22 protein-coding genes are annotated in these 20,471 nt (G+C 70.1%); 7 read left to right on the top strand and 15 right to left on the bottom strand.

Annotated elements, in window-relative coordinates; all coding sequences use genetic code 11:
* Window positions 1-6 precede the first annotated feature (6 nt).
* The 4 genes from FVS66_RS22835 to FVS66_RS22820 are packed head-to-tail and all read right to left on the bottom strand — an operon-like array spanning window position 7 to window position 3,011.
* Complete coding sequence (locus tag FVS66_RS22835; protein WP_149183070.1) at window positions 7-1,356, bottom strand: NADH-quinone oxidoreductase subunit D; 1,350 nt, start codon at window positions 1,354-1,356, stop codon at window positions 7-9.
* Window positions 1,353-2,081 (bottom strand): NADH-quinone oxidoreductase subunit C, encoded by a 729-nt coding sequence (locus FVS66_RS22830; RefSeq protein ID WP_149183069.1) that lies wholly within the window; start codon window positions 2,079-2,081, stop codon window positions 1,353-1,355. The genes FVS66_RS22835 and FVS66_RS22830 overlap by 4 nt, the downstream gene beginning before the upstream one ends.
* Window positions 2,078-2,632 carry an NADH-quinone oxidoreductase subunit B family protein gene (locus tag FVS66_RS22825; RefSeq protein WP_149183068.1) on the bottom strand — a complete coding sequence of 185 codons (555 nt, stop codon included), beginning with the start codon at window positions 2,630-2,632 and terminating at the stop codon, window positions 2,078-2,080. The genes FVS66_RS22830 and FVS66_RS22825 overlap by 4 nt, the downstream gene beginning before the upstream one ends.
* A 19-nt stretch (window positions 2,633-2,651) precedes the next feature.
* Window positions 2,652-3,011: an NADH-quinone oxidoreductase subunit A gene (locus tag FVS66_RS22820; RefSeq protein WP_149183067.1), complete on the bottom strand. Its 360-nt coding sequence runs from the start codon at window positions 3,009-3,011 to the stop codon at window positions 2,652-2,654.
* A gap of 720 nt (window positions 3,012-3,731) precedes the next feature.
* Here FVS66_RS22820 and FVS66_RS22815 point away from each other — a divergent pair.
* Window positions 3,732-4,562 carry a C40 family peptidase gene (locus FVS66_RS22815; RefSeq protein ID WP_149183066.1) on the top strand — a complete coding sequence of 277 codons (831 nt, stop codon included), beginning with the start codon at window positions 3,732-3,734 and terminating at the stop codon, window positions 4,560-4,562.
* A gap of 118 nt (window positions 4,563-4,680) precedes the next feature.
* On the opposite strand, the gene FVS66_RS22810 is transcribed toward FVS66_RS22815, so the two are convergent.
* The gene (locus FVS66_RS22810) at window positions 4,681-5,964 is read right to left on the bottom strand and encodes a geranylgeranyl reductase family protein (RefSeq protein WP_149183065.1); all 1,284 of its coding nucleotides are present in this window, start codon (window positions 5,962-5,964) and stop codon (window positions 4,681-4,683) included.
* A 99-nt stretch (window positions 5,965-6,063) separates the two neighbouring features.
* Here FVS66_RS22810 and FVS66_RS22805 point away from each other — a divergent pair, with 99 nt between their 5' ends.
* Complete coding sequence (locus FVS66_RS22805) at window positions 6,064-6,603, top strand: GNAT family N-acetyltransferase (RefSeq protein ID WP_149183064.1); 540 nt, start codon at window positions 6,064-6,066, stop codon at window positions 6,601-6,603.
* 67 nt (window positions 6,604-6,670) lie between these two features.
* On the opposite strand, the gene FVS66_RS22800 is transcribed toward FVS66_RS22805, so the two are convergent.
* From FVS66_RS22800 to FVS66_RS22785, 4 genes are all read right to left on the bottom strand, one after another.
* Window positions 6,671-7,360 (bottom strand): demethylmenaquinone methyltransferase, encoded by a 690-nt coding sequence (locus FVS66_RS22800; RefSeq protein ID WP_149183063.1) that lies wholly within the window; start codon window positions 7,358-7,360, stop codon window positions 6,671-6,673.
* Between the two features lie 94 nt (window positions 7,361-7,454).
* On the bottom strand, window positions 7,455-8,192 hold the full coding sequence (locus tag FVS66_RS22795) for an imidazolonepropionase-like domain-containing protein (protein WP_149183062.1): 738 nt from the start codon (window positions 8,190-8,192) through the stop codon (window positions 7,455-7,457).
* Between the two features lie 7 nt (window positions 8,193-8,199).
* Window positions 8,200-9,399, bottom strand: a complete 1,200-nt coding sequence (gene mqnC / locus FVS66_RS22790) for a cyclic dehypoxanthinyl futalosine synthase (protein WP_149183061.1) — start codon at window positions 9,397-9,399, stop codon at window positions 8,200-8,202.
* A 115-nt stretch (window positions 9,400-9,514) separates the two neighbouring features.
* The gene (locus FVS66_RS22785) at window positions 9,515-11,338 is read right to left on the bottom strand and encodes a serine/threonine-protein kinase (RefSeq protein ID WP_149183060.1); all 1,824 of its coding nucleotides are present in this window, start codon (window positions 11,336-11,338) and stop codon (window positions 9,515-9,517) included.
* 207 nt (window positions 11,339-11,545) lie between these two features.
* Between FVS66_RS22785 and FVS66_RS22780 the strand changes: the two genes are divergently transcribed.
* Window positions 11,546-12,610 carry an esterase family protein gene (locus FVS66_RS22780; RefSeq protein ID WP_149183059.1) on the top strand — a complete coding sequence of 355 codons (1,065 nt, stop codon included), beginning with the start codon at window positions 11,546-11,548 and terminating at the stop codon, window positions 12,608-12,610.
* 1 nt (window position 12,611) lies between these two features.
* On the opposite strand, the gene FVS66_RS22775 is transcribed toward FVS66_RS22780, so the two are convergent.
* Entirely contained in the window at window positions 12,612-13,472 is an 861-nt protein-coding gene (locus tag FVS66_RS22775; RefSeq protein WP_149183058.1) for a menaquinone biosynthesis protein, read from the bottom strand.
* Between the two features lie 285 nt (window positions 13,473-13,757).
* Here FVS66_RS22775 and FVS66_RS22770 point away from each other — a divergent pair, with 285 nt between their 5' ends.
* Both FVS66_RS22770 and FVS66_RS22765 read left to right on the top strand, forming a co-directional pair.
* A complete protein-coding gene (locus tag FVS66_RS22770; RefSeq protein ID WP_003967102.1) occupies window positions 13,758-13,961 on the top strand; it encodes a cold-shock protein in 204 nt (67 codons plus the stop codon).
* A 235-nt stretch (window positions 13,962-14,196) separates the two neighbouring features.
* Entirely contained in the window at window positions 14,197-14,598 is a 402-nt protein-coding gene (locus tag FVS66_RS22765; RefSeq protein WP_149183057.1) for a DUF1992 domain-containing protein, read from the top strand.
* A gap of 379 nt (window positions 14,599-14,977) precedes the next feature.
* Here the strand turns inward: FVS66_RS22765 and FVS66_RS22760 are convergent, their stop codons facing one another.
* From FVS66_RS22760 to FVS66_RS22740, 5 genes are all read right to left on the bottom strand, one after another.
* Window positions 14,978-15,475, bottom strand: coding sequence for an NAD(P)H-dependent oxidoreductase (locus tag FVS66_RS22760; RefSeq protein WP_149183056.1), 498 nt, complete (start codon window positions 15,473-15,475; stop codon window positions 14,978-14,980).
* Window positions 15,476-15,868: 393 nt separating this feature from the next.
* Entirely contained in the window at window positions 15,869-16,621 is a 753-nt protein-coding gene (locus FVS66_RS22755; protein WP_149183055.1) for a hypothetical protein, read from the bottom strand.
* Between the two features lie 48 nt (window positions 16,622-16,669).
* Window positions 16,670-17,227 carry a hypothetical protein gene (locus FVS66_RS22750; RefSeq protein ID WP_262387153.1) on the bottom strand — a complete coding sequence of 186 codons (558 nt, stop codon included), beginning with the start codon at window positions 17,225-17,227 and terminating at the stop codon, window positions 16,670-16,672.
* A gap of 493 nt (window positions 17,228-17,720) precedes the next feature.
* On the bottom strand, window positions 17,721-17,930 hold the full coding sequence (locus FVS66_RS22745; protein ID WP_149183054.1) for a DUF397 domain-containing protein: 210 nt from the start codon (window positions 17,928-17,930) through the stop codon (window positions 17,721-17,723).
* Complete coding sequence (locus tag FVS66_RS22740; RefSeq protein WP_262387152.1) at window positions 17,927-18,766, bottom strand: helix-turn-helix transcriptional regulator; 840 nt, start codon at window positions 18,764-18,766, stop codon at window positions 17,927-17,929. Before FVS66_RS22740 ends, FVS66_RS22745 begins: the two co-directional genes overlap by 4 nt.
* 230 nt (window positions 18,767-18,996) lie before the next feature.
* On the opposite strand from FVS66_RS22740, the gene FVS66_RS22735 reads away from it, so the two are divergent.
* A complete protein-coding gene (locus tag FVS66_RS22735; RefSeq protein ID WP_262387151.1) occupies window positions 18,997-19,401 on the top strand; it encodes an ATP-binding protein in 405 nt (134 codons plus the stop codon).
* A 141-nt stretch (window positions 19,402-19,542) separates the two neighbouring features.
* Window positions 19,543-20,471, top strand: a 929-nt coding sequence (locus FVS66_RS22730; RefSeq protein ID WP_149181179.1) for an IS630 family transposase, incomplete at its 3' end; no start/stop codon positions are given.

Below are 20,471 nucleotides of genomic sequence, written 5' to 3'. Positions count from 1 at the left end.
CGTCGGTCACCGGTCGACGCCTCCCATCACAGGGTCGATGGACGCGACGGCGACGATGACGTCGGCGATCATGCCGCCTTCGCACATCGCCGCCATGGACTGCAGGTTGGTGAAGGAGGGGTCGCGGAAGTGGACCCGGTAGGGGCGGGTGCCGCCGTCGGAGACGACATGCGCGCCCAGTTCGCCCTTGGGGGACTCGACCGCGGCGTACACCTGCCCGGGCGGGACCCGGAAGCCCTCGGTCACCAGCTTGAAGTGGTGGATCAGGGCCTCCATGGAGGTGCCCATGATCTTCTTGATGTGGTCGAGCGAGTTGCCGAGGCCGTCCGGGCCGAGCGCGAGCTGCGCGGGCCAGGCGATCTTCTTGTCGGCGACCATGACCGGGCCCGGGGCGAGCCGGTCGAGGCACTGCTCGACGATCCGCAGCGACTGGTGCATCTCCTCCAGGCGGATGAGGAAGCGGCCGTAGGAGTCGCAGGTGTCGGCGGTCGGGACCTCGAACTCGTATGTCTCGTAGCCGCAGTACGGCTCGGCCCGGCGCAGGTCGTGCGGGAGCCCGGTGGCGCGCAGGATGGGCCCGGTGGCGCCGAGGGCCAGGCAGCCGGCCAGGTCGAGGTGGCCGATGTCCTGCAAACGGGCCTTGAAGATGGGGTTGCCGGTGGCGAGCTTGTCGTACTCCGGCAGGTTCTTCCGCATCGTCTTGACGAATTCGCGGATCTGGTCGACGGCGCCGGGCGGCAGGTCCTGGGCGAGGCCGCCGGGGCGGATGAACGCGTGGTTCATCCGGAGGCCGGTGATCAGCTCGTACAGGTCCATGATCATCTCGCGGTCCCGGAAGCCGTAGATCATGATCGTGGTGGCGCCGAGCTCCATGCCGCCGGTGGCGATGGCCACCAGGTGCGAGGAGATCCGGTTGAGCTCCATGAGCAGGACGCGGATGACCGTGGCGCGGTCGGGGATCTGGTCCTCGATGCCGAGCAGCTTCTCCACGGCCAGGCAGTACGCCGTCTCGTTGAAGAACGACGTCAGGTAATCCATGCGCGTGACGAAGGTGGTGCCCTGTGTCCAGGTCCGGTACTCGAGGTTCTTCTCGATGCCGGTGTGGAGGTAGCCGATGCCGCAGCGGGCCTCGGTGACGGTCTCGCCGTCGATCTCCAGGATGAGCCGGAGCACCCCGTGCGTGGACGGGTGCTGGGGGCCCATGTTGACGACGATGCGCTCGTCGTCGGCCTGGGCCGCCGTCTGGACGACCTCGTCCCAGTCGCCGCCGGTGACGGTGTAGACGGTGCCTTCGGTGGTCTCGCGGGTTTCCGCCTGCGGGGCTTCCGCCTGAGGGGTTGCGTGGGGGGTGGTCACGAGTACGACCTCCGCTGGTCCGGAGCCGGGATCTGGGCGCCCTTGTACTCGACGGCGATGCCGCCGAGGGGGTAGTCCTTGCGCTGCGGGAAGCCCTGCCAGTCGTCCGGCATCATGATCCGGGTGAGGGCGGGGTGTCCGTCGAAGACCAGGCCGAAGAAGTCGTACGTCTCGCGCTCGTGCCAGTCGTTGGTCGGGTAGACGGCGACGAGCGACGGGACGTGCGGGTCGCTGTCCGGGGCGCTGACCTCCAGGCGGAGGCGCCGGCTGTGGGTGAGCGAGCGCAGGTGGTAGACGGCGTGCAGTTCGCGGCCCTTGTCGCCCGGGTAGTGCACGCCGCCGACTCCCATGCACAGCTCGAAGCGGAGAGCCGGGTCGTCGCGCAGGGTGCGTGCGACGCGGACGAGGTGCTCGCGGGCGATGTGGAAGGTCAGTTCGTCCCGGTCGACGACCGTCTTCTCGATCGCGTTCTCCGGGACGAGTCCCTGCTCCTCCAGGGCGCCTTCCAGCTCGTCCGCGACCTCGTCGAAGTAGCTCCCGTACGGCCGGGAGGAGGGGCCCGGCAGGCGGATGGAGCGGACGAGGCCGCCGTATCCGGAGGTGTCGCCGCCCGTGTCGGCGCCGAACATGCCGCGCTGGACGCGGATCTCCTCGCCGTGCTCGCCTCGTCGGCCGGGCAGGTTCTGCGTACTGAGGTCCTTCTCGGGGTTCGGCTGTTCGGTCACCGCAGCAGCCCCTTCATCTCGATCGTCGGGAGCGCCTTGAGCGCCGCTTCCTCCGCCTCGCGGGCCGCCTCGCGCGCGTTGACACCGAGCTTGGACGTCTGGATCTTCTGGTGGAGCTTGATGATCGCGTCCAGCAGCATCTCGGGGCGCGGCGGGCAGCCGGGCAGATAGATGTCGACCGGTACGACGTGGTCGACGCCCTGCACGATGGCGTAGTTGTTGAACATGCCGCCCGACGAGGCACAGACGCCCATGGAGATCACCCACTTCGGGTTGGGCATCTGGTCGTAGACCTGGCGCAGCACCGGGGCCATCTTCTGGCTCACCCGGCCCGCCACGATCATCAGGTCGGCCTGGCGCGGCGAGCCGCGGAAGACCTCCATGCCGAACCGCGCCATGTCGTAGCGCCCGGCGCCCGTCGTCATCATCTCGATGGCGCAGCAGGCGAGGCCGAAGGTCGCGGGGAAGACGGAGGACTTGCGCACCCATCCCGCGGCCTGTTCGACCGTCGTCAGCAGAAATCCGCTCGGCAGCTTCTCTTCGAGTCCCATGAGTGTGCCCTTCAGCCCCTCAGTCCCATTCCAGGCCGCCGCGCCGCCATACGTACGCGTAGGCGACGAAGACGGTGAGCACGAAGAGCAGCATCTCCACGAGCCCGAAAAGCCCCAGCGCGTCGAAGCTGACGGCCCAGGGATAGAGGAAGACGATCTCGATGTCGAAGACGATGAAGAGCATCGCCGTCAGGTAGTACTTGATCGGGAAGCGGCCGCCTCCGACCGGCGTGGGGGTCGGCTCGATCCCGCACTCGTACGCCTCGAGCTTGGCCCGGTTGTACCGCTTTGGGCCGATGAGCGTGGCCATGACCACGGAGAAGATCGCAAACGCTGCCCCGAGGGCGCCGAGCACGAGGATGGGCGTGTAGGCATTCACGCTCCTCGCTCCTTCCAGTCGTCCTTGACCGTTGGACCGCACCGGGCATCCGTCTCGCCGCCTCTACGTCTCCCGGTGGATCTCGGGGACCCCCGGAAGATCGCTTTCATGTGAGGCAGTTCACAAGCCCGACTGCAACGCATCCTATGCCCGTGGATCTGTGATCTGCGACACGGGGTGCGTCAACGACTTTGTGATCTCCACCACCTGGCGAACGATCATGAATTCGGATGAACAGTCATCTTCATACCAGGGGTGGCCGAGTGGCCACGATCCGTGACATCAACGCCGGTCACCCCTGGTCGGAGGGGTTGTGCTCTACCAAACGATTCTACCTACATGCAAATTCGATATGGACGCTCCCGAGTGATAGAGGACCTCACCCCACCCGTGCGGGGGGCGCGACGGGACGGAGGTGGACGCGTGCACGCGTTCACGAGCCGCAGCTGCCGCCGGCAGTTGCCGTTCTGTGACCTGCGCCACGCGTCACCGTCGACCACGAAAGCGGGGTTGGCCATCCGTGCGAACGAGTGGTAGGCGGGCGGCAATTCGGACGTTTCTCGGAAAACCCGTGATCATGGGCGTGATCACGTGAGCCTGAAATGTCCGTTAAGGCGTCAATAAAGGTCCGGGGGAAGCGGATTCAGCCGTTCCGTACGTAGCTGTGGCGCAACACACGTTTCTTGAAGGGAACCGGGACACCCTGATAGCGGTTGACCCATGTCCCACACCGCTCACATACCCAGCCACCGGAAGCCCCGCCGCAGCTCTTCCAAGCTCGCGCTGCGCGCCGGAGTTGCCGGTGGCGTCCTCAGCACCATCGCGGTGGCCGCCTCACCGGCTCATGCGGAGCCGGTGACCGAGACCATCGAGATGCCCACGCTCACGAACGTGGACCTGTCCGGCGCCCTCTCCTCCGCCGTCGCCGCCTCCGCCGAGGCGACCGAGCACGAGGCCCTCGCCCAGAACCTCCGGGTGCAGGAGGACGCGGCGGCCGCCAAGGCCGCGCAGGACGCCAAGAAGGCCAAGGCCGAGGCCGAGCGCAAGGCCGAGGCCGAGCGGAAGGCCAAGGAGGCCGAGGAGAAGGCCCGGGCCGAGGCCGATGAGCGCGCCTCCCGCAGCACGGAGCGCACCACCCTGTCCGCGTCCTCCGACAGCGGCAGCGGCTCCTCCAGCTCGTCCAGCTCGACGGCGTCCGGCTCCGCCGCGGCGATCGTGAACTTCGCCCGCGCCCAGGTCGGCGACGCGTACGTCATGGGCGGCACCGGCCCCAACTCCTGGGACTGCTCCGGTCTCCTCCAGGCCGCCTACCGCCAGGCCGGCATCGACCTGCCGCGCGTCTCCGGCGCCCAGTCGAGCATGGGCACCTCCGTCTCGCTCAGCAACCTCCAGCCGGGCGACATCCTCTACTGGGGCAGCCGCAGCGGCTCGTACCACGTGGCCGTCTACGTCGGCGGCGGCAAGTACGTCGGCGCGCAGAACCCCAGCACCGGGGTCGTCGAGCGCTCCCTGGACTGGGACCGGCCGTCGGGCGCCGTCCGCATCCTCTGACGCCGCACAGCCGCGCAGGCGCACATCCGCGCAGCAGCACGGCCGCGCATGGCGTGAAGGGCCGTCGCTCCCCCGCTCGGGGAGGGAGCGACGGCCCTTCTCCGTACCTACACGCCGTTCACGCCTTCGGCGCGACCTTCGACAGGCCGTTGATGATCCGGTCCATCGCGTCGCCACCCGTCGGGTCGGTGAGGTTGGCGAGCATCTTCAGCGTGAACTTCATCAGCACCGGGTGCGTGAGCCCGCGCTGCGTAGCGACCTTCAGGACCTTGGGGTTGCCGATGAGCTTCACAAAGGCGCGACCCAGCGTGTAGTACCCGCCGTAGGTGTCCTTGAGGACCTTCGGGTAGTTGTGCAGGGCCAGTTCGCGCTGGGCCGGGGTCGCACGGGCGTGCGCCTGGACGATGACGTCGGCGGCGAGCTGCCCGGACTCCATGGCGTACGCGATGCCCTCGCCGTTGAACGGGTTGACGAGGCCGCCAGCGTCGCCGACCAGCAGCAGGCCGCGCGTGTAGTGCGGCTGCCGGTTGAAGGCCATCGGCAGGGCCGCGCCGCGGATCGGGGTGGTCATGTTCTCCGGGGTGTAGCCCCAGTCCTCCGGCATCGAGGCGCACCAGGCCTTCAGCACCTCGCGCCAGTCCAGCTCGCGGAAGGCGGAGGAGGAGTTCAGGATGCCCAGGCCGACGTTGGACGTGCCGTCGCCCATGCCGAAGATCCAGCCGTAGCCGGGCAGCATCCGGTCCTGGGTGCCCCGGCGGTCCCACAGCTCCAGCCACGACTCCAGGTAGTCGTCGTCGTGCCGGGGCGAGGTGAAGTACGTACGGACGGCGACGCCCATCGGGCGGTCGTCGCGCCGGTGCAGGCCCATCGCGAGGGACAGCCTGCTGGAGTTGCCGTCGGCGGCGACCACGAGGGGCGCGTGGAAGGTGACCGGCGTCTTCTCCTCGCCCACCTTGGCGTGGACGCCGGTGATCCGCCCGGTCCGGTCGTCGATGACGGGCGCGCCGACGTTGCACCGCTCGTAGAGCCGGGCGCCGGCCTTCTGCGCCTGCCGGGCGAGCTGCTCGTCGAAGTCGTCCCGCTTGCGGACGAGTCCGTAGTCCGGGTACGTGGCGAGCTCCGGCCAGTCGAGCTGCAGCCGGACGCCGCCGCCGATGATCCGCAGCCCCTTGTTGCGCAGCCAGCCGGCTTCCTCGGAGATGTCGATGCCCATCGCCACGAGCTGCTTGGCGGCGCGCGGGGTCAGCCCGTCGCCGCACACCTTCTCGCGTGGGAACGCGGTCTTCTCCAGCAGCAGCACGTCGAGCCCCGCCTTCGCGAGGTAGTACGCGGTGGTGGAGCCTGCCGGGCCCGCCCCGACGACGATCACATCTGCGGTGTGTTCGGAGAGGGACTCGGTCACAGCGGGTTCTCCCGAGACTCGAAATTGCGTGCCGAAAGCACTGGACACGGGCAGTCTATGGGGACCGGCTGTTCTCCCGATCCGAAGGGCCCACCCTCGATGACCGAGTTGCTCCACGCCGCCGCCGGCCGACCCGCCACCGGGCCCGCCTTCCGACTGCGGGTACCGACGGAGGAGGACGCGTACGCCTGGCACCGGGCGTTCGACGACGTCGAGGTCATGGAGTTCCACGGCGGTCGCCCCGCGGAGCTGTCGGTCTACCACGAGTTCACCGCCCGGCAGCGCCGCCACGACGCGGAGCGGGGCTTCTGCCTGTGGACCCTGCTGGACGAGACCGGCGAGGTCATCGGCTTCACGGGCGCCCAGCCCTGGCCCCACGCGTGGGGCCCCGCCGGCCGGATCGAGATCGGCTGGCGTCTGGCCCGTCCGGCCTGGGGCAAGGGCTACGCGACAGCCGCCGCACGCGAGACCCTGAATCGGGTACGGGCGGCGGGCGTCGACCACGTGGTGGCGATGGTCCACACGGCCAACACCCGCTCGACAGCGGTGGCCCGCCGCCTGGGCATGCGACTACGGGACACCCTCCCGGTCCCGGGCCACGAGGACGCGGAGGCCCACTGCTACGGACTGGAGCTGTAGGGGCCCGTGGTGGCGCCGGCCGCACGCGGGCGACCGGCTTCGCGGACACCGCTGCGGGGCAATACGCCTACTTGGTGCCGCGGTGCAGCGCCACGATCCCGCCGGTCAGGTTCCGCCACGCCACCTTCGACCAGCCCGCCTTCTGCAGCATGGCCGCCAGGTCGCTCTGCTCCGGCCAGGTCTGGATGGACTCGGCGAGGTACACGTACGCGTCCGGGTTGGAGGAGACCGCGCGGGCGACCGGCGGCAGGGCCCGCATCAGGTACTCCTCGTACACCTTGCGGAACGGCGCCCAGGTCGCGTGCGAGAACTCGCAGATCACGACGCGTCCGCCGGGCTTCGTCACCCGGTACAGCTCGCGCAGCGCCTCGTCGGTGTCCTGGACGTTCCGCAGCCCGAAGGAGATCGTCACCGCGTCGAAGACCCCGTCGCGGAAGGGCAGCTTCATCGCGTCGCCGGCGGTCAGCGGCAGCCAGGGGTGCCGCTTCTTGCCCTCCCTGAGCATCCCGAGGGAGAAGTCGCACGGCACGACGTACGCGCCGCCCTCCACGAACGGCAGCGAGGACGTGCCGGTGCCCGCCGCCAGGTCGAGGACCCGCTGGCCGGGCCGGGCGTCGACGGCCCTGGCCACCTCCTTGCGCCAGCGCCGGTCCTGGAAGAGGGAGAGGACGTCGTTGGTGAGGTCGTAGTTCGCCGCGACATGGTCGAACATCGAGGCGACTTCGTGCGGCTGCTTGTCCAGCGTTGCTCGGGTCACACAGCCATTGAACCAGCCACCCCCGCCCGAACCGGCGCCGCCCGGCCGCCCGCGCGCCGCCGGGGAGTCCGGCGGATCATGCCGGCATCACGACCTAAGCGCCCCGGTAGACCAACCGCCCGTCCAGGACCGTGGCCACGCACGTGGCGGCGCCGCGCCGGGGCAGCTCGGCGGTGTCCGGTACGTCGAAGACGGCGAACCTCGCGGGCATACCGGCCCGGAGGGCGGGCGCCCAGACGACCGGGCCGCCCGAGGCGAACGGGTCCAGAGACGGCGTCCCCTCCGGCCGCTCGGCACTCCCCGCGACGGCCGGTCCGGTGACAGCGGGTTCCGCGACGGCCGAGCCTGCGGCAGTCGGTCCCGCAACAGTCGGGCCCGCGACGCCCGGGCCCGCGGCGGTGGGCCCCGTGACGGGTCCCGTGACGGGTCCCGTGACGGCCAGTCCCGCGCGCCGTACCGCGTCCAGGACCGTGCGCACGCGCAGCTCACCGGCCACAGCGACCGTGCCATGGGCCAGCATCCGCTGCACGCCGCGCCGCGCGCTCGCGCCCCACCGCGCGTCGGTCATACCGAGCGCGGCGAGCCCGGCACCGGTGATGGGCCCGGTGCCCAGCTCGTCGGCCTCGCGCGGATCGGGGTGGTAGGTCCGCTCCAGCAGCTCGGGCCCGTACGGATTGACCAGCCCGGGCGTGAGGACGCCGGGCCAACGCCGCACCCTCGCCCCGGGATGGGCGGCGACCAGCTCCTCGTACGGCCCGAGGGCGGCGATCCGCGCGCCTTCCACGGCGACCGCCTCGTCCGGTGTGGCCGCCGCCGTGTGAATCGTCAGCACGGCGCGGTCAGTTCGTGGCCAGCAGCTTCAGTTCGGGGTGCGCCGTACCGCCCGCGATCGCCGTGGAGGAGATGTGCGAGGCGACACGGGCGTCGACCGGGTCGTCCGCCGGGTCGTCGTGGACGACGATGTGCTCGTACGTCGTGGTCCGCTGCGCCGGGACGCGGCCCGACTTGCGGATCAGGTCGATGATCTCCAGGCGGTTGGAGCGGTGCTTGGCGCCGGCCGAGGAGACGACGTTCTCCTCCAGCATGATCGAGCCGAGGTCGTCCGCGCCGTAGTGCAGCGACAGCTGGCCGACCTCCTTGCCGGTGGTCAGCCAGGAGCCCTGGATGTGGGCGACGTTGTCGAGGAAGAGCCGCGCGACGGCGATGATGCGCAGGTACTCGAAGAGCGTGGTCTGCGTCCGGCCCTTCAGGTGGTTGTTCTCGGGCTGGTACGTGTACGGGATGAACGCCCGGAAGCCGCCGGTCCGGTCCTGGACGTCCCGGATCATCCGCAGGTGCTCGATGCGCTCGGCGTTCGTCTCGCCGGTGCCCATGAGCATGGTCGACGTCGACTCGACGCCCAGGCCGTGCGCGATCTCCATGATCTCCAGCCAGCGCTCACCGGACTCCTTGAGCGGGGCGATGGCCTTGCGCGGCCGCTCGGGCAGCAGCTCGGCGCCGGCACCCGCGAAGGAGTCGAGCCCGGCGGCGTGGATGCGCCGGACGGCCTCCTCCACGCTCACCTTGGAGATCCGGGCCATGTGCTCGACCTCGGAGGCCCCGAGGGAGTGGATGACCAACTGCGGGAAGGCTTCCTTGATGGCGGAGAAGTGCTTCTCGTAGTACTCGACGCCGTAGTCGGGGTGGTGGCCGCCCTGGAACATGATCTGCGTGCCGCCCAGCTCGACGGTCTCGGCGCAGCGCCGCAGGATGTCGTCGAGGTCGCGGGTCCAGCCCTTGGCGGTGTCCTTGGGCGGGGCGTAGAACGCGCAGAACCTGCACGCGGTGACGCACACGTTGGTGTAGTTGATGTTGCGCTCGATGATGTACGTCGCGATGTGCTCCGTACCGGCGTAACGACGGCGCCGCACCGCGTCGGCCGCGGCACCGAGCGCGTGCAGGGGCGCGGAGCGGTAGAGGTCGAGCGCCTCTTCCGGGGTGATCCGCCCACCGGCGGCGGCGCGGTCGAGAACGGACTGGAGGTCGGCCTTCTCGGTCACCGGGTGCGTACCTTTCGGCAGGAGACAGGAGGTGCAGCGCGGAGCGCTTCGTACAAAGGTGGTGGTGGGCGACCGGACCAGCGTACGCCAGCGCGCCGCGCCCGCCTTCGGGGCCTCAGTCGAAGCGGTCGAGGGTGGCGGACGGATTGCCCGCGCGGGGCTCGTCCGAGGTGTACTCCAGCCGCTCCCCGTTCAGTCGCAGCTTCACCGTGTGGGGACCGCTGGTGCACCGGCTGCCGGGCTTGCCGCTGGACTCGCCCTGGACCACCAGGGTGTCCTCCGTGGCGCTGGTCAGGGTGATGTCGTCCTGGCAGATGAAGCCCCCGAACGCGTCGAACTGGTCCACCGTGCCGACGCGCTCACCGGTCTTGCCGCCCTTGATGACCACGGTTAACGTGCCCGCGGCGATCTCGCTGCCCGCGAAGGTCAGCTTGTAGGGGCCCTTCCATGTGCCGACGAACCCCTTGGGCACGGTGGACCGGGGAGCCGTGCCGCCGTCCGCCGGGCCGGACTCACCAGCACCGACGGAGGCCCCGACGGAGGACCCGGCTGAGGCGCTGACGGAGGCGCTGACAGGCGGCTTGGCCACGCTGTCGCCGTCCCCGCCGCCCCCTCCCGGGAGAAGGTCGAACAGAACGGCACCGCCCACGGTCACCGCGGCGAGGGCGCCCGCGACGGCGAGGGCCACCGTGCAGCTCACCTTGCGGCCGCCCCGGGGGCCGACGGGCTCGGCGACGGAGCTGACGGAGAGGGAGACGGGCCCCGGGATACGGGGCGGGGGCACGGCCCCCACGGTGGGCGGGTGCACGGGGGCCGGCCGGGCGCCGCTCTGCGTGGGCGCGTACACGGGGGCTTGGCCGGCGCCGCTCTGCGTGGGCGGGTACGGCGGCGGCTGGGCGGGCGGTTGGGCGTGCGGACGGGCGGGCGGGCCGTAGCCCCCCGAGGCCGGACCGGGGGCTTCCCCGGCCCCGGGCGCGACCGCCGGGTTGCTGAACGGCACCGGCCCGGAGACCCCCGCGTCCTCCGCCGCCGGCTCCAGGTCGAGCAGCCGCACCGCCGCCCGGCTGACCTCCTCCACGACGGCGCCCGGCAGCCACCCGCCCGCCGCGAGCGCCGCCGCGCCGTCCGGGGCGAGCGCGGCCGCCACCTCGGTCGGCGCGGGCCGGGCCGCCGGGTCCTTGGCCAGGCACGCGGCGACGAGGTCCCGCAGCTCACCGCCCAACGCCGGGTCGAGTTCGGGCTCTTCGTGCACGACCTTGTACAGCAGGGCAGCCGACGAGTCACCGGAGAATGGCGCGTTCCGGGTCGCCGCGAAGGCCAGCACCGCGCCGAGCGAGAACACGTCGGACGCACCGCCCACGCCCTGGCCGCCCGCCTTGCCGACGATCTGCTCGGGCGACATGTAGCCGGGGGAGCCGACGGACACGCCGGTTGAGGTGAGCGACGCGGTGCCGTCCGTGGCGCGGGCGATGCCGAAGTCGATGAGCCGGGGCCCGTCGAGGGCGAGGAGCACGTTCGAGGGCTTGACGTCCCGGTGGACGAGCCCGAGCGCGTGCACGGCCGCGAGCGCCTCGCCCAGTCCGGCGCCCAGTACCCGTACGGACCGCTCCGGCAGGGGCCCGTGCGCGATCACGGCCTGGGTGAGCGAGGGCCCGGCCACGTACCCGGTCGCGACCCACGGAACGGCCGCCTCCGGGTCGGCGTCCAGGACCGGCGCCGTCCACCGGGCGCCGACGCGGCGGGCCGAGTCGACCTCGCGGCGGAACCGCTCCCGGAACTCCGCGTCCAGCGCGAAGTGCGGGTGCACGACCTTGACCGCCACGGTCCGGCCACCCTCGTTGCGGGCCAGGTAGACGCGGCCCATGCCGCCCGCCCCGAGCCTGCCGAGCAGCCTGTACGGGCCGATGCCCCGCGGTTCGCCCGCCTCCAGCGGCTCCATGCGCTCCGCTCCCCCCGATCCCGTACTCGTACGACGTACCGAACTGCAGCGTAGACGGCGAGGTGGGCGACACCACCGGGATTCCCCGTCCTGCCGGGCCAACCCGCCGCCGCATTACGCCATCTACAGGGCCGTACCCCGCAAACGCCCCCGCCCTGCCAGAGATCCGCAGAGAACCACCTCTCCTTCCTCATCCGGAGTGCTCCCATGAAACGTCCGCTCAAGGCACTCGTGACCGCCGCCGCCCTCGGCTCCCTCGCTCTGGCCACGGGCTGCACGGGCGAACCGGTCTCCTTCGACACACCGAGCGCCCCGCCCGCCTCCGCCGCGCAGGACGGCCGGAACGGCGCTCAGGGCACCGGCGGGACCGGCGGGTCCGACGACGCCGCCGACGACGCCACCGCCGCGAAGACCCTCATGCCGACCGGCCCCAAGGCCGAGTTCACGACCCAGAACACCGTCGACGACGGCACGAAGATCGGCAAGACGACGCTGGAAGGCAAGAAGTCCGGTTTCACGGGCGACGTATGGGTCTGGGCGCCCCCGCAGTATTTCGACCCCAAGTACGCGAACAGCGGCTTCCCGGTGCTGATCGCGCTCCCCGGCGGCAACGGCTATCCGAAGAATTACTGGATGGGCACCGACCTGAAGCTGCAGAGCAGCATCAGCAAGTGGTCGAAGGAGGGCAAGAGCCTGCCGTTCGTGGTCGTGATGCCGGTCCTGAACCCGGACGACAAGTACTACTACGACGGCAGCGACATTCCGGGCCGGGAGAAGATGGGCACCTGGATGACGGAGGACGTTCCCGATTTCGTCAGGGCGAATTTCCGTACGTTCAAGTCCCGTGACGGCTGGGCGTTCATGGGCTCGTCGTCGGGCGCGTTCGTCGGGCTGAAGTCCGTACTGAAGCACCCGGACAAGTTCAAGGCGGTCATCGCGTCGGGCCCGGACACGGTGCCGGACTCGCCGCTGTGGGCGGGCCACGAGGCCGAAAAGGCCGCGAACAACCCGGAGAAGCTGGCGCGGGCGCTGTCGGCACAGCCCAGCGGCCCGGACAAGGACGTGTATCTGGCGTTCCAGATCGGAACGAAGGAGTCCGGACTGGGCAACCTCCGCTCTTTCATCAAGAACTACGGCAAGGGCCCGGTCAAGACCCGCCTGGAGGTCATCCAGGACGGCGAGCACAACGCCAGGACGTATGTGAAGGGCATGGGGGACGGCTCGATCCAGTGGATCAGCGAGCACATGCAGGCGCCCATCCCCTCCTCGTAGGTCAGTGCTCCTGGTGGCCGAGCAGCTCGACTCGTACGTCGGCCGGGAACCCGGTCGTCGGACCGGTCCGGCGGGCGAACTCCCGCACGCCGGCGAGCTGCTCGGCGCCGAACCGGAAGTCGAGGGTGGTGAAGTAGCGCTCCAGCAGGTCTGCGTCGAAGGTCTCCCAGCGCGCGGCCTGCTCGGCGACCTTGGCGACCTCCTCCAGCGAGAGGTCACGGGAGGCGAGGAACGCCTCGTGGGCCTTGCGTACGACGTCGGGGGCCTCGGCCAGGTAGTCCCGGCGCACAGCCCACACGGCGAAGACGAAGGGCAGCCCCGTCCACTCCTTCCACATCAGCCCCAGGTCATGGACCTGGAGCCCGAGCCGGGGCGCGTCGTGGAGGGAGGCGCGCAGCGCGGCGTCCCCGATGAGAACCGCGGCGTCGGCCTCCTGCATCATCACGCCGAGGTCGGGCGGACACGTGTAGTAGTCGGGTGCGACGCCGTACCGCTCCGCGAGCAGCAGCTGGGCGAGCCGTACGGACGTACGAGAGGTGGAGCCGAGCGCGACCCGCGCCCCGTCCAGCCGCTCCAGGGGCAGCTGGGACACGATCACGCAGGACATGACGGGCCCGTCGCAGCCGACGGCCAGGTCGGGGAAGGCGACGAGCCGGTCGGCGTGGCGGAGGTACTCGACGAGGGTGATCGGCCCGATGTCGAGATCACCGGCGACGAGCTGCTCGCTGAGCCGCTCGGGCGTGTCCTTGGTCAGCTCCAGGTCGAGCAGCGTGCCGGTGCGGGCGAGGCCCCAGTAGAGGGGCAGGCAGTTCAGGAACTGGATGTGCCCGACGCGGGGCCGGGTCCGCCGAGATTTGTCCACATCGTGAGGCTAGACCCCACCCTGTCGGTGCCGTCCCGCCGGGTGGACGTACCGGGCGGGTCCTTCGCCCGCGTTCCCCCTGTTCAAACATCCGGGGGATCTCCCGATGGAGTGATCTTTCCCTCTACCCATGCCCGCACGCTGCGTGCTAGGCTCATCGCAAGTTGCAGTTTGGTTTCCCTTGCAGTACAGAGCCTGCGGAGCATGTGACCCGCAGGCTTTTGTAGTTTTCAGACTTGTTTGCAGGTTCTGGAGCAGGGCAACCCTTTGGCCCAAGGAGGGCTTATGGCTACCGGAACCGTCAAGTGGTTCAACGCTGAAAAGGGCTTTGGCTTCATCGCTCAGGACGGCGGCGGCCCGGATGTCTTCGTCCACTACTCCGCGATCAACGCGTCCGGGTTCCGCTCCCTCGAGGAGAACCAGGTCGTGAACTTCGACGTCACGCAGGGCCCGAAGGGCCCGCAGGCGGAGAACGTCACCCCGGCCTGATTGGGCAGGGTCGGCGGATCGCGCACGACTTAGCAGTATCCAAGGGGTCCCCATTCCGCATTTCGGTGCGGAACGGGGACCCCTGCCTTTGTTTCGACGGCCGGGGCCGCCGGACCCGTGACCATACGGAGTCGTCGCGTACGGCGTGCCGGCGGCGTACCGGCCGGGGTCGCGCTTCGCGGACAGACCGCGCCGGGCCACCTGCCGAGCCGGGCCCGCCCCGTACCCTGGCTCCATGACCGAGCGGAAACCCCCTGGGATCGACTTCGAGTCATGGGTCGACAGGCAGATCCGGGAGGCGACGGAACGCGGCGACTTCGCCCACCTCTCCGGCCTGGGAAAACCTCTGCCCGACGACGCCGCCCCCTACGACGAGCTGTGGTGGGTCAAGGGCAAGATGAACCGCGAGGGCCTGTCCGCCCTGCCCCCGACCCTCGCCCTCCGCAAGGATGCGGAGGACGCGCTGGAGGCGGTGGGCAGGGCGGTCTCGGAGGGCCAGGTACGCCGCATCATCACCGAGATCAACGAAAAGATCGCAACAGCTGTCCGCCGCCCACCGCCGGGCCCACCCCTGAACCTGAAGCCGTTCGACGTGGACGAGCTGCTGAGGGACTGGCGCGCGTCGCACCACTCGTGACGGGCCGCGCACACCAGGGACACGAGCCGCGACGACGACATCGTGCCCGCCCTACCCGCCTGACCGCGTTCGCGCAGCCGTCGCCGGTGGCGCCCCGTAGGTGCCACCGGTGCGCCGGGGATCAGTTGTGGCCGAACTTCGGTTGCTTCCGCTGAGCCGGCTCCGGTATCGGTCGTTCCCTCTCGGGCCGGGCCGATGCCTTGGCCTGTTCCTTCGTCTCGGCAGTCGTGGCGGTCCGGTGCTCATGGCCACCGGTACGGGCGCCGCGGTTCACCCGGGTCTGTTTCTTGCCCACGATCGATCGCCTCCTGGAGCGGATCCCGGACGCTGGGCTGATTTCAGACTCGCACGGCTGCCCTGAGAGTGCATTCGCGCCGTCTCAGCGGACATGCCGTGGCGGCCTCGGTACACGTCCAGCACGCAGGCCCGAACCGGCCCAGGTCGAAGGCTCATGTCGGTTCTTCAACCTCGGAGCCGCGGCGACACCGTGCATGTCCATGTACGTGGCCGTGTTGCGGAGGGCGCCGATCAGCGGGTCGGCGACGGAACGGTCGTCTCCGGCGAGGGCGGTGACGCCCCACAGCGTCTTGCCGGCCGTCCGGGCCCGGAAGTCGAGACCCGGGACGCGCATCCATCCGGTCCAGTGGTCGAGGTACAGCTTCGCGGGCGTGCACACGCTGTACCAGTACAGGGGCGAGGCGATCACCACATCGGTCGCCTCCAGGGTCGCGTCCAGCAGACGCCGCGCGTTGCCTTCGGGCTGCGGGTGAGTGCCGTCGCCCAGCCCCCCGGCGGCCCGCCGGGCCAGTTGCTCGGTGTTCCCGCCCGTACGCGTACTCGCCAACAGGAACAGGAACTTCCGCTCTCCCCCAGCCATACCGCACGCTCCCCACGAGTCGCTCGGTGATCAGTCCCTACAACCCGGACCGGTCCCGCTCCAGCCAGGCGGCGACAGGGGGCCGCCCCGGAGTGGTGCGTACTCCGGGGCGGCCGGCCGGGGCGGGCGTACGAGACACCGTCCTCCACCATGGAAGGGATGCGCCATCACCACCCTCGGCGGGGCCCTGCTGTGCGCCTCGGGGGCGACCTGCCGGTTCCGCGGCACGCGCCGGGCCGGCGTCACTCGGTCCGGTCGCGCCCTCCGCCCGCCTAGGTCATCAGGTGGGCCATCGCCCCCTCCCCCCGAAGGGAGGGGTGACGGGGCCGGAACGGACGCGGCGTGAAGCGCCCCGGTGCGACCCCTGCGGATCACGCCGGGGCGCGGTCCCGGTCAGCCCTTGGCGGCGGTGCTGAGGGCGAAGACGTCCTCGGCGCTGTTGAGCTGAACCGGCAGGGTCTTCGCCGGCTGTCCGCTCTGACCGCCCCGCTCGGGCTCCGCGGAAGCGGCCCCGTCCGACGCGGATGCGGACCTACGGGGAGCGGACGTACCGACCGCGGCCCTGGTGCCGTCCGTCAGCTCCTGTGCGACCTCCGGGTCGCGGGGCGTCCGAAGCGTCCCGCCCTCGGCGCTGACCACGCACCGAGCGGCGGAGGTGCAGCTGTAGACCGGGCCTTCGGGCCCCTGGTACCAGGACGTGAGGTAGAAGACGTACTGGCCCTTGGGCAGGTCGGCCACGATGTCGTTCAGCTCGACCCCGGGGGCACGCGTGAACTCGACGACAGCATCGGTCACCCCGGGTTTGCTGGACTTCTCGACACGGATGTCGATGTTCGACGTCCGGTTCGACGGCTTGCCGGGATCGGTGTAGTCCTTGCCCTCCTTGGCGCCCGCGATCGTGCCGAGGACGACCAGGTCAGAACGGTCGGCGAGCTCAGGAAGGCTCGCAGGCGGGTCCGCCTCGGAGGATCCGCTTCCCGCGTGGGCGCCCCAGAACCCGGCGGGAGCGGCAGCGCCGTCCCCGCGGTCGCCGACGCGGGTGTCGTCGGCGCGGGTACCGCCGCCGTCCGCCGAGCAGGCCGTCGCGGCCAGCAGGACGGCGAGGGTGGCGGCGGCCGTGGTCGCCCGTGCGGTACGCGTGCGCATGCGGTGGCTCATCGGTTGCCCACTCTCCTCTTCTTGTGTCGGTCCTGCTCAGTAACGGCCATTGATGTGCTTCTTGTCATGCTTGGAGTAGTAGTTGTGGTCAGGGTTTCCCCGCATGCAGGAACGATTCGCCGATGTGTAGCTGCTGTTCTTGCCGCTCGCGTGACCCAGGCCGACGCTGTGGCCGATCTCATGGCAGCTGAGCGACTTGTAGTTCGAGTGCGGCACCTTGTTGTTGAAGACGATCGTGAACTGGTCGCACTTCTTCGAGCTGCCGCTCACCCGCTTGACGCAGGTGGTCCAGGCGTACCACTTCTTCTGGTCACCGGTCGGGTTCCAGGTGGCATAGGACCACACGTCCACCTGCTTGTTGTATGACCGGTTGACGCTTGTCGTCATGTCCGTCGGACCGGCCAGCGACTTCTTGCGCGCCCAGTCCATGCCCGAGCGCTGCTTCGACGACAGGTCGTCGTCGTAGAAGAAGCTGTGTGCCTTGTTGTCCGCGAAGAGCGGCCCGAAGGAGTTGGCCGAGGCGGGCTGAGCGGTCAGGGTCAGTGCGGCGGCCGTGGCGCCGAGAGCGGCGAGCACGCGTATGCCATGTCTCATGGGTCTTCCCCGTTTCCCCGTTTTGTCGTTACGGCGCAGGGGGTCCATGGCATGAGACGTGACGGATCCATCAGCAGACCGCACCGTCGCATACGTCCGGTCGGCTCCCCCTGGCTGCATCTGCACTCTATACAAGGCAACTGACATGCGTCCCAGGAGATTTGACACCCGTGCGTGGCATCGGTCACCGCCGCCACGCGGTGGACCGAGCGGCCCGCGAGGACAGCCCCGCGGTGGTCGTCCTCGGCCCTGCCGCCGATGCGAGCCGTTCCCGCCGTGGCGCCAGGCACCCGGCGGGCGCCTCCGGCTTCCGCCGCCCACCGGGGCGCGGTACGCCGCGACCCGGTGGTGGATGCATACAGTCACGGTGCCGCTGTACGACGACTCCCGGCGTGTCGCAGGAGGGTGGAGGAGCCGTTCGGCACGGCCACTGGTGCTTCCGCCTCTTGCTGTGCTCTCTGCTGCCGACGCCTGACCGAGAGCGCGACGGAGGTCAGCCGTTGCCGAACTCGCCCGCCCTGACGCCCGCCACGAAGGAGGCGAACACGTCGGCGGGCACGTCGAGCACCGGGCCGCTCGGGTTCTTGGAGTCACGGACGGGGACCACGCCGCGCGAGGCGACGAGGTTGGCGGCGACCTCGACGCACTGGCCGCCGTTGTCGCTGTACGAGGACGTGAACCAACACGGGGTTTCGGTCGTCACGGGATGCCCTTTCGCAGCTGATCGATCACGGCCACAGATTCCGCCTGCGAGGCGGCTTCGGCCTGTAGCTGATGGTAGGCCGTCAACATGGGCAGCACAGAGGTGCTTTCCCGCTCCAGATGGCCGCGTTGAGCGGACTCGGCATACGACATGAGCGAGCGATCCGCCATGGTCAGCACCGTGATCGGCAGATTGAAGGGACGGCGAGCGCCCATGGCGAACGGGGCGATCTGGAACACACTGTGCGGCAGTTCGGCGAACTCCGCCAGCCGGTCCAACTGCGCCTCCATGACAGCGGGCTCACCGATGGGCCGGCGGATGCAGCTTTCGTCCAGCACCACGAAGATCAGCGGCGGTGACGCGCGGACGAGCGTGGCCTGCCGCTCCGCGACGAGCCGGATGCGCTCGTCCGCCTGGTCGGCCGTGATCGCACCCCGCTTCACGGCGCTCCGCGCGAGCACCGCCGCGTACTCCGGTGTCTGCAGGAGGCCAGGGACGACACCGACTTCGTAGAGCCGGATCTCTGCCGCGCGCCCTTCGTAGCCGACGTACTCCGGAAAGCCCTCCAGCATGGCGCCGTGGCGGATCTCCCGCCACTGGCGTTCGAACGTGTCGGCCGTGTCACCCGTGCCGAAGACGCGATCCGCACTGCGCGCGAATCGAAGGGTTGGCACCTTGCGACCGGTTTCGACGGCCGAGACATGCGTGCCGGAGTACCCCATGCGCGTACCTAAGTCTTCCTGTGTCCACCCGTGAACCTCTCGTGAACTGCGTACCCGTGCCCCGAAGGCGGCCTCCGGGCTGCTGTCGGGGTTCAGCTCCTTGCGGTTGACCAAGGCGTCACCAACTCTCCGTCCGTTTCCAACACGTTGAAGGCTTCCCGACGCTGCGCCACGCTTAACCGCCCTGAGTAGTGGAAGCGCTACGGAGAGGAACGAGCGTGCCTGAGGAGAGCAGTCGTACGAAACAGCGGGAGGTCTACCACGTCCCGGACCCCGGTGTGCTCGAGAGAGGCGCGCAGGGGAAGTCCGGCCAACGAAGGCGGGGTACTTCCCCCGGCAGCCGCGTGCCGCGTGACGACGCCCCGTCGGTCCTTCTGCTGGAGAGTGAGCCCCGATCCGCCAAAGCCGCCCGGGAGTTCGTGCGCGAGTACGTCGGCTGCCACGTCCCGGACGCATCGCCCGACCACGTCGAGTCGGTGGTCCTCGTGACCAGCGAGTTGGTCACCAACGCCCTGAGGTACGGGACCGAACCCGGAGACTCCGTACGGGTCCGGATCGACGCCGACGGTGCACGGACCCGCATCGAGGTACAGGATCCCGTACGCCGACGACCGCGGCCCCGGCCCGAGTCCCGAGAACGTGACCGTGGGCGGGGGCTGATCATCCTTGACCACCTGTGTCCGGACGCCTGGGGCGTGGACGACATCCCCTTCGGCAAGTCCGTCTGGGCGGAAGTGAAGGGCACATGATTGATCTCCGGCGTCAGTATCCGCTAGGCCCTACGCTCGTATTGATCAGAAACGGTTCGGGTTCTGGGTCGTTGTAGGGGTGTGAGCGATCTGGTGGGGGACGCGCGGCATCTGTCGCCGTCGGCGCAGGAGGCCCTGCGGCTGCGGGCGGTGGCCGCGTTGGTGGCGGGCCGGGACCGTGAGGACGTGGCGGCGGTCTTCGGGGTGTCGCTGAAGGCGGTCGACGGGTGGTGGGCGAAGTGGCAGGCCGGCGGACGGGAGGCGCTGGTCATGCAGCCGCGGGGCAAGCCGGTCGGGGTGCACCAGGTCCTCGGGGAGGCCGAGCAGGCCGCAGTACGGCAGGCGGTCCTCGACCACCGGCCCTGCGACGTGGGGGTGAGTGGGCAGTTGTGGACGCGGCGGCTGGTGGGTGAGCTGATCGCGAAGCTGTACCGGGTGCGGCTGACCGAACCGGGGGTGGGCAAGTACCTGAAGCGGTGGGGGCTGTCCTTCCAGCGTCCGGACAAGCGGGCCGTCGAGCAGGACCCGGAGGCGGTGGCGCGCTGGCATCAGGAGACCTGGCCGAAGATCCGTGCGAAGGCGAAGGCCGAAGGCGGTGAGATCCTCTTCGCCGACCAGGTCGGCATCCGCTCGGATCAGGTCACCGGCCGCACCTGGGGCGAGAAGGGGAAGACGCCCGTGGTGCGGCGGAGCGGGAACCGGTTCTCGGTGAACGCGATGTCGGCGATCAGCACCAAGGGCCGGATGCACTTCATGGTCTTCACCGAGAGCTTCACCGCCGAGGTGATGTGCCGCTTCCTGGACCGGCTCGCCGGCCACTTCGACCACAAGGTCCACCTCGTGGTCGACGGGCACTCCGCCCACCGCTCCAAGAGGGTCCGCGACTGGCTCGCCGCCCACCCCGACGACGTCGAACTGCACTTCCTGCCGCCGTACTCGCCAGAGCTGAACCCCGACGAGCTGGTCAACGCCGACCTCAAGCACAGCCTGCCCCGGCAGCACCGAGCCCGTGACCAGGCCGAACTCGCCGCCGAGACCCGCCGCTTCTTCCGCCGACGCCAGCGTCAGCC

Origin of the sequence: Streptomyces sp. TRM49041, from assembly GCF_008271805.1 — a bacterium.
GTDB lineage: Bacteria > Actinomycetota > Actinomycetes > Streptomycetales > Streptomycetaceae > Streptomyces.
The sequence above is the reverse complement of the archived record's forward strand: the minus strand, read 5'-3'. Positions and strand labels throughout refer to the sequence as shown.

Bases quoted from the DNA above. Each gene is read 5' to 3' on its own strand.
- FVS66_RS22805 (WP_149183064.1), top strand. From the start codon at position 6,064: ATGACCGAGTTGCTCCACGCCGCCGCCGGCCGACCCGCCACCGGGCCC.
- FVS66_RS22755 (WP_149183055.1), bottom strand. From the start codon at position 16,621: ATGCGCACGCGTACCGCACGGGCGACCACGGCCGCCGCCACCCTCGCC.
- FVS66_RS22825 (WP_149183068.1), bottom strand. From the start codon at position 2,632: ATGGGACTCGAAGAGAAGCTGCCGAGCGGATTTCTGCTGACGACGGTC.
- FVS66_RS22765 (WP_149183057.1), top strand. From the start codon at position 14,197: ATGACCGAGCGGAAACCCCCTGGGATCGACTTCGAGTCATGGGTCGAC.
- FVS66_RS22760 (WP_149183056.1), bottom strand. From the start codon at position 15,475: ATGGCTGGGGGAGAGCGGAAGTTCCTGTTCCTGTTGGCGAGTACGCGT.
- FVS66_RS22780 (WP_149183059.1), top strand. From the start codon at position 11,546: ATGAAACGTCCGCTCAAGGCACTCGTGACCGCCGCCGCCCTCGGCTCC.
- FVS66_RS22770 (WP_003967102.1), top strand. From the start codon at position 13,758: ATGGCTACCGGAACCGTCAAGTGGTTCAACGCTGAAAAGGGCTTTGGC.
- FVS66_RS22785 (WP_149183060.1), bottom strand. From the start codon at position 11,338: ATGGAGCCGCTGGAGGCGGGCGAACCGCGGGGCATCGGCCCGTACAGG.
- FVS66_RS22750 (WP_262387153.1), bottom strand. From the start codon at position 17,227: ATGAGACATGGCATACGCGTGCTCGCCGCTCTCGGCGCCACGGCCGCC.
- FVS66_RS22815 (WP_149183066.1), top strand. From the start codon at position 3,732: ATGTCCCACACCGCTCACATACCCAGCCACCGGAAGCCCCGCCGCAGC.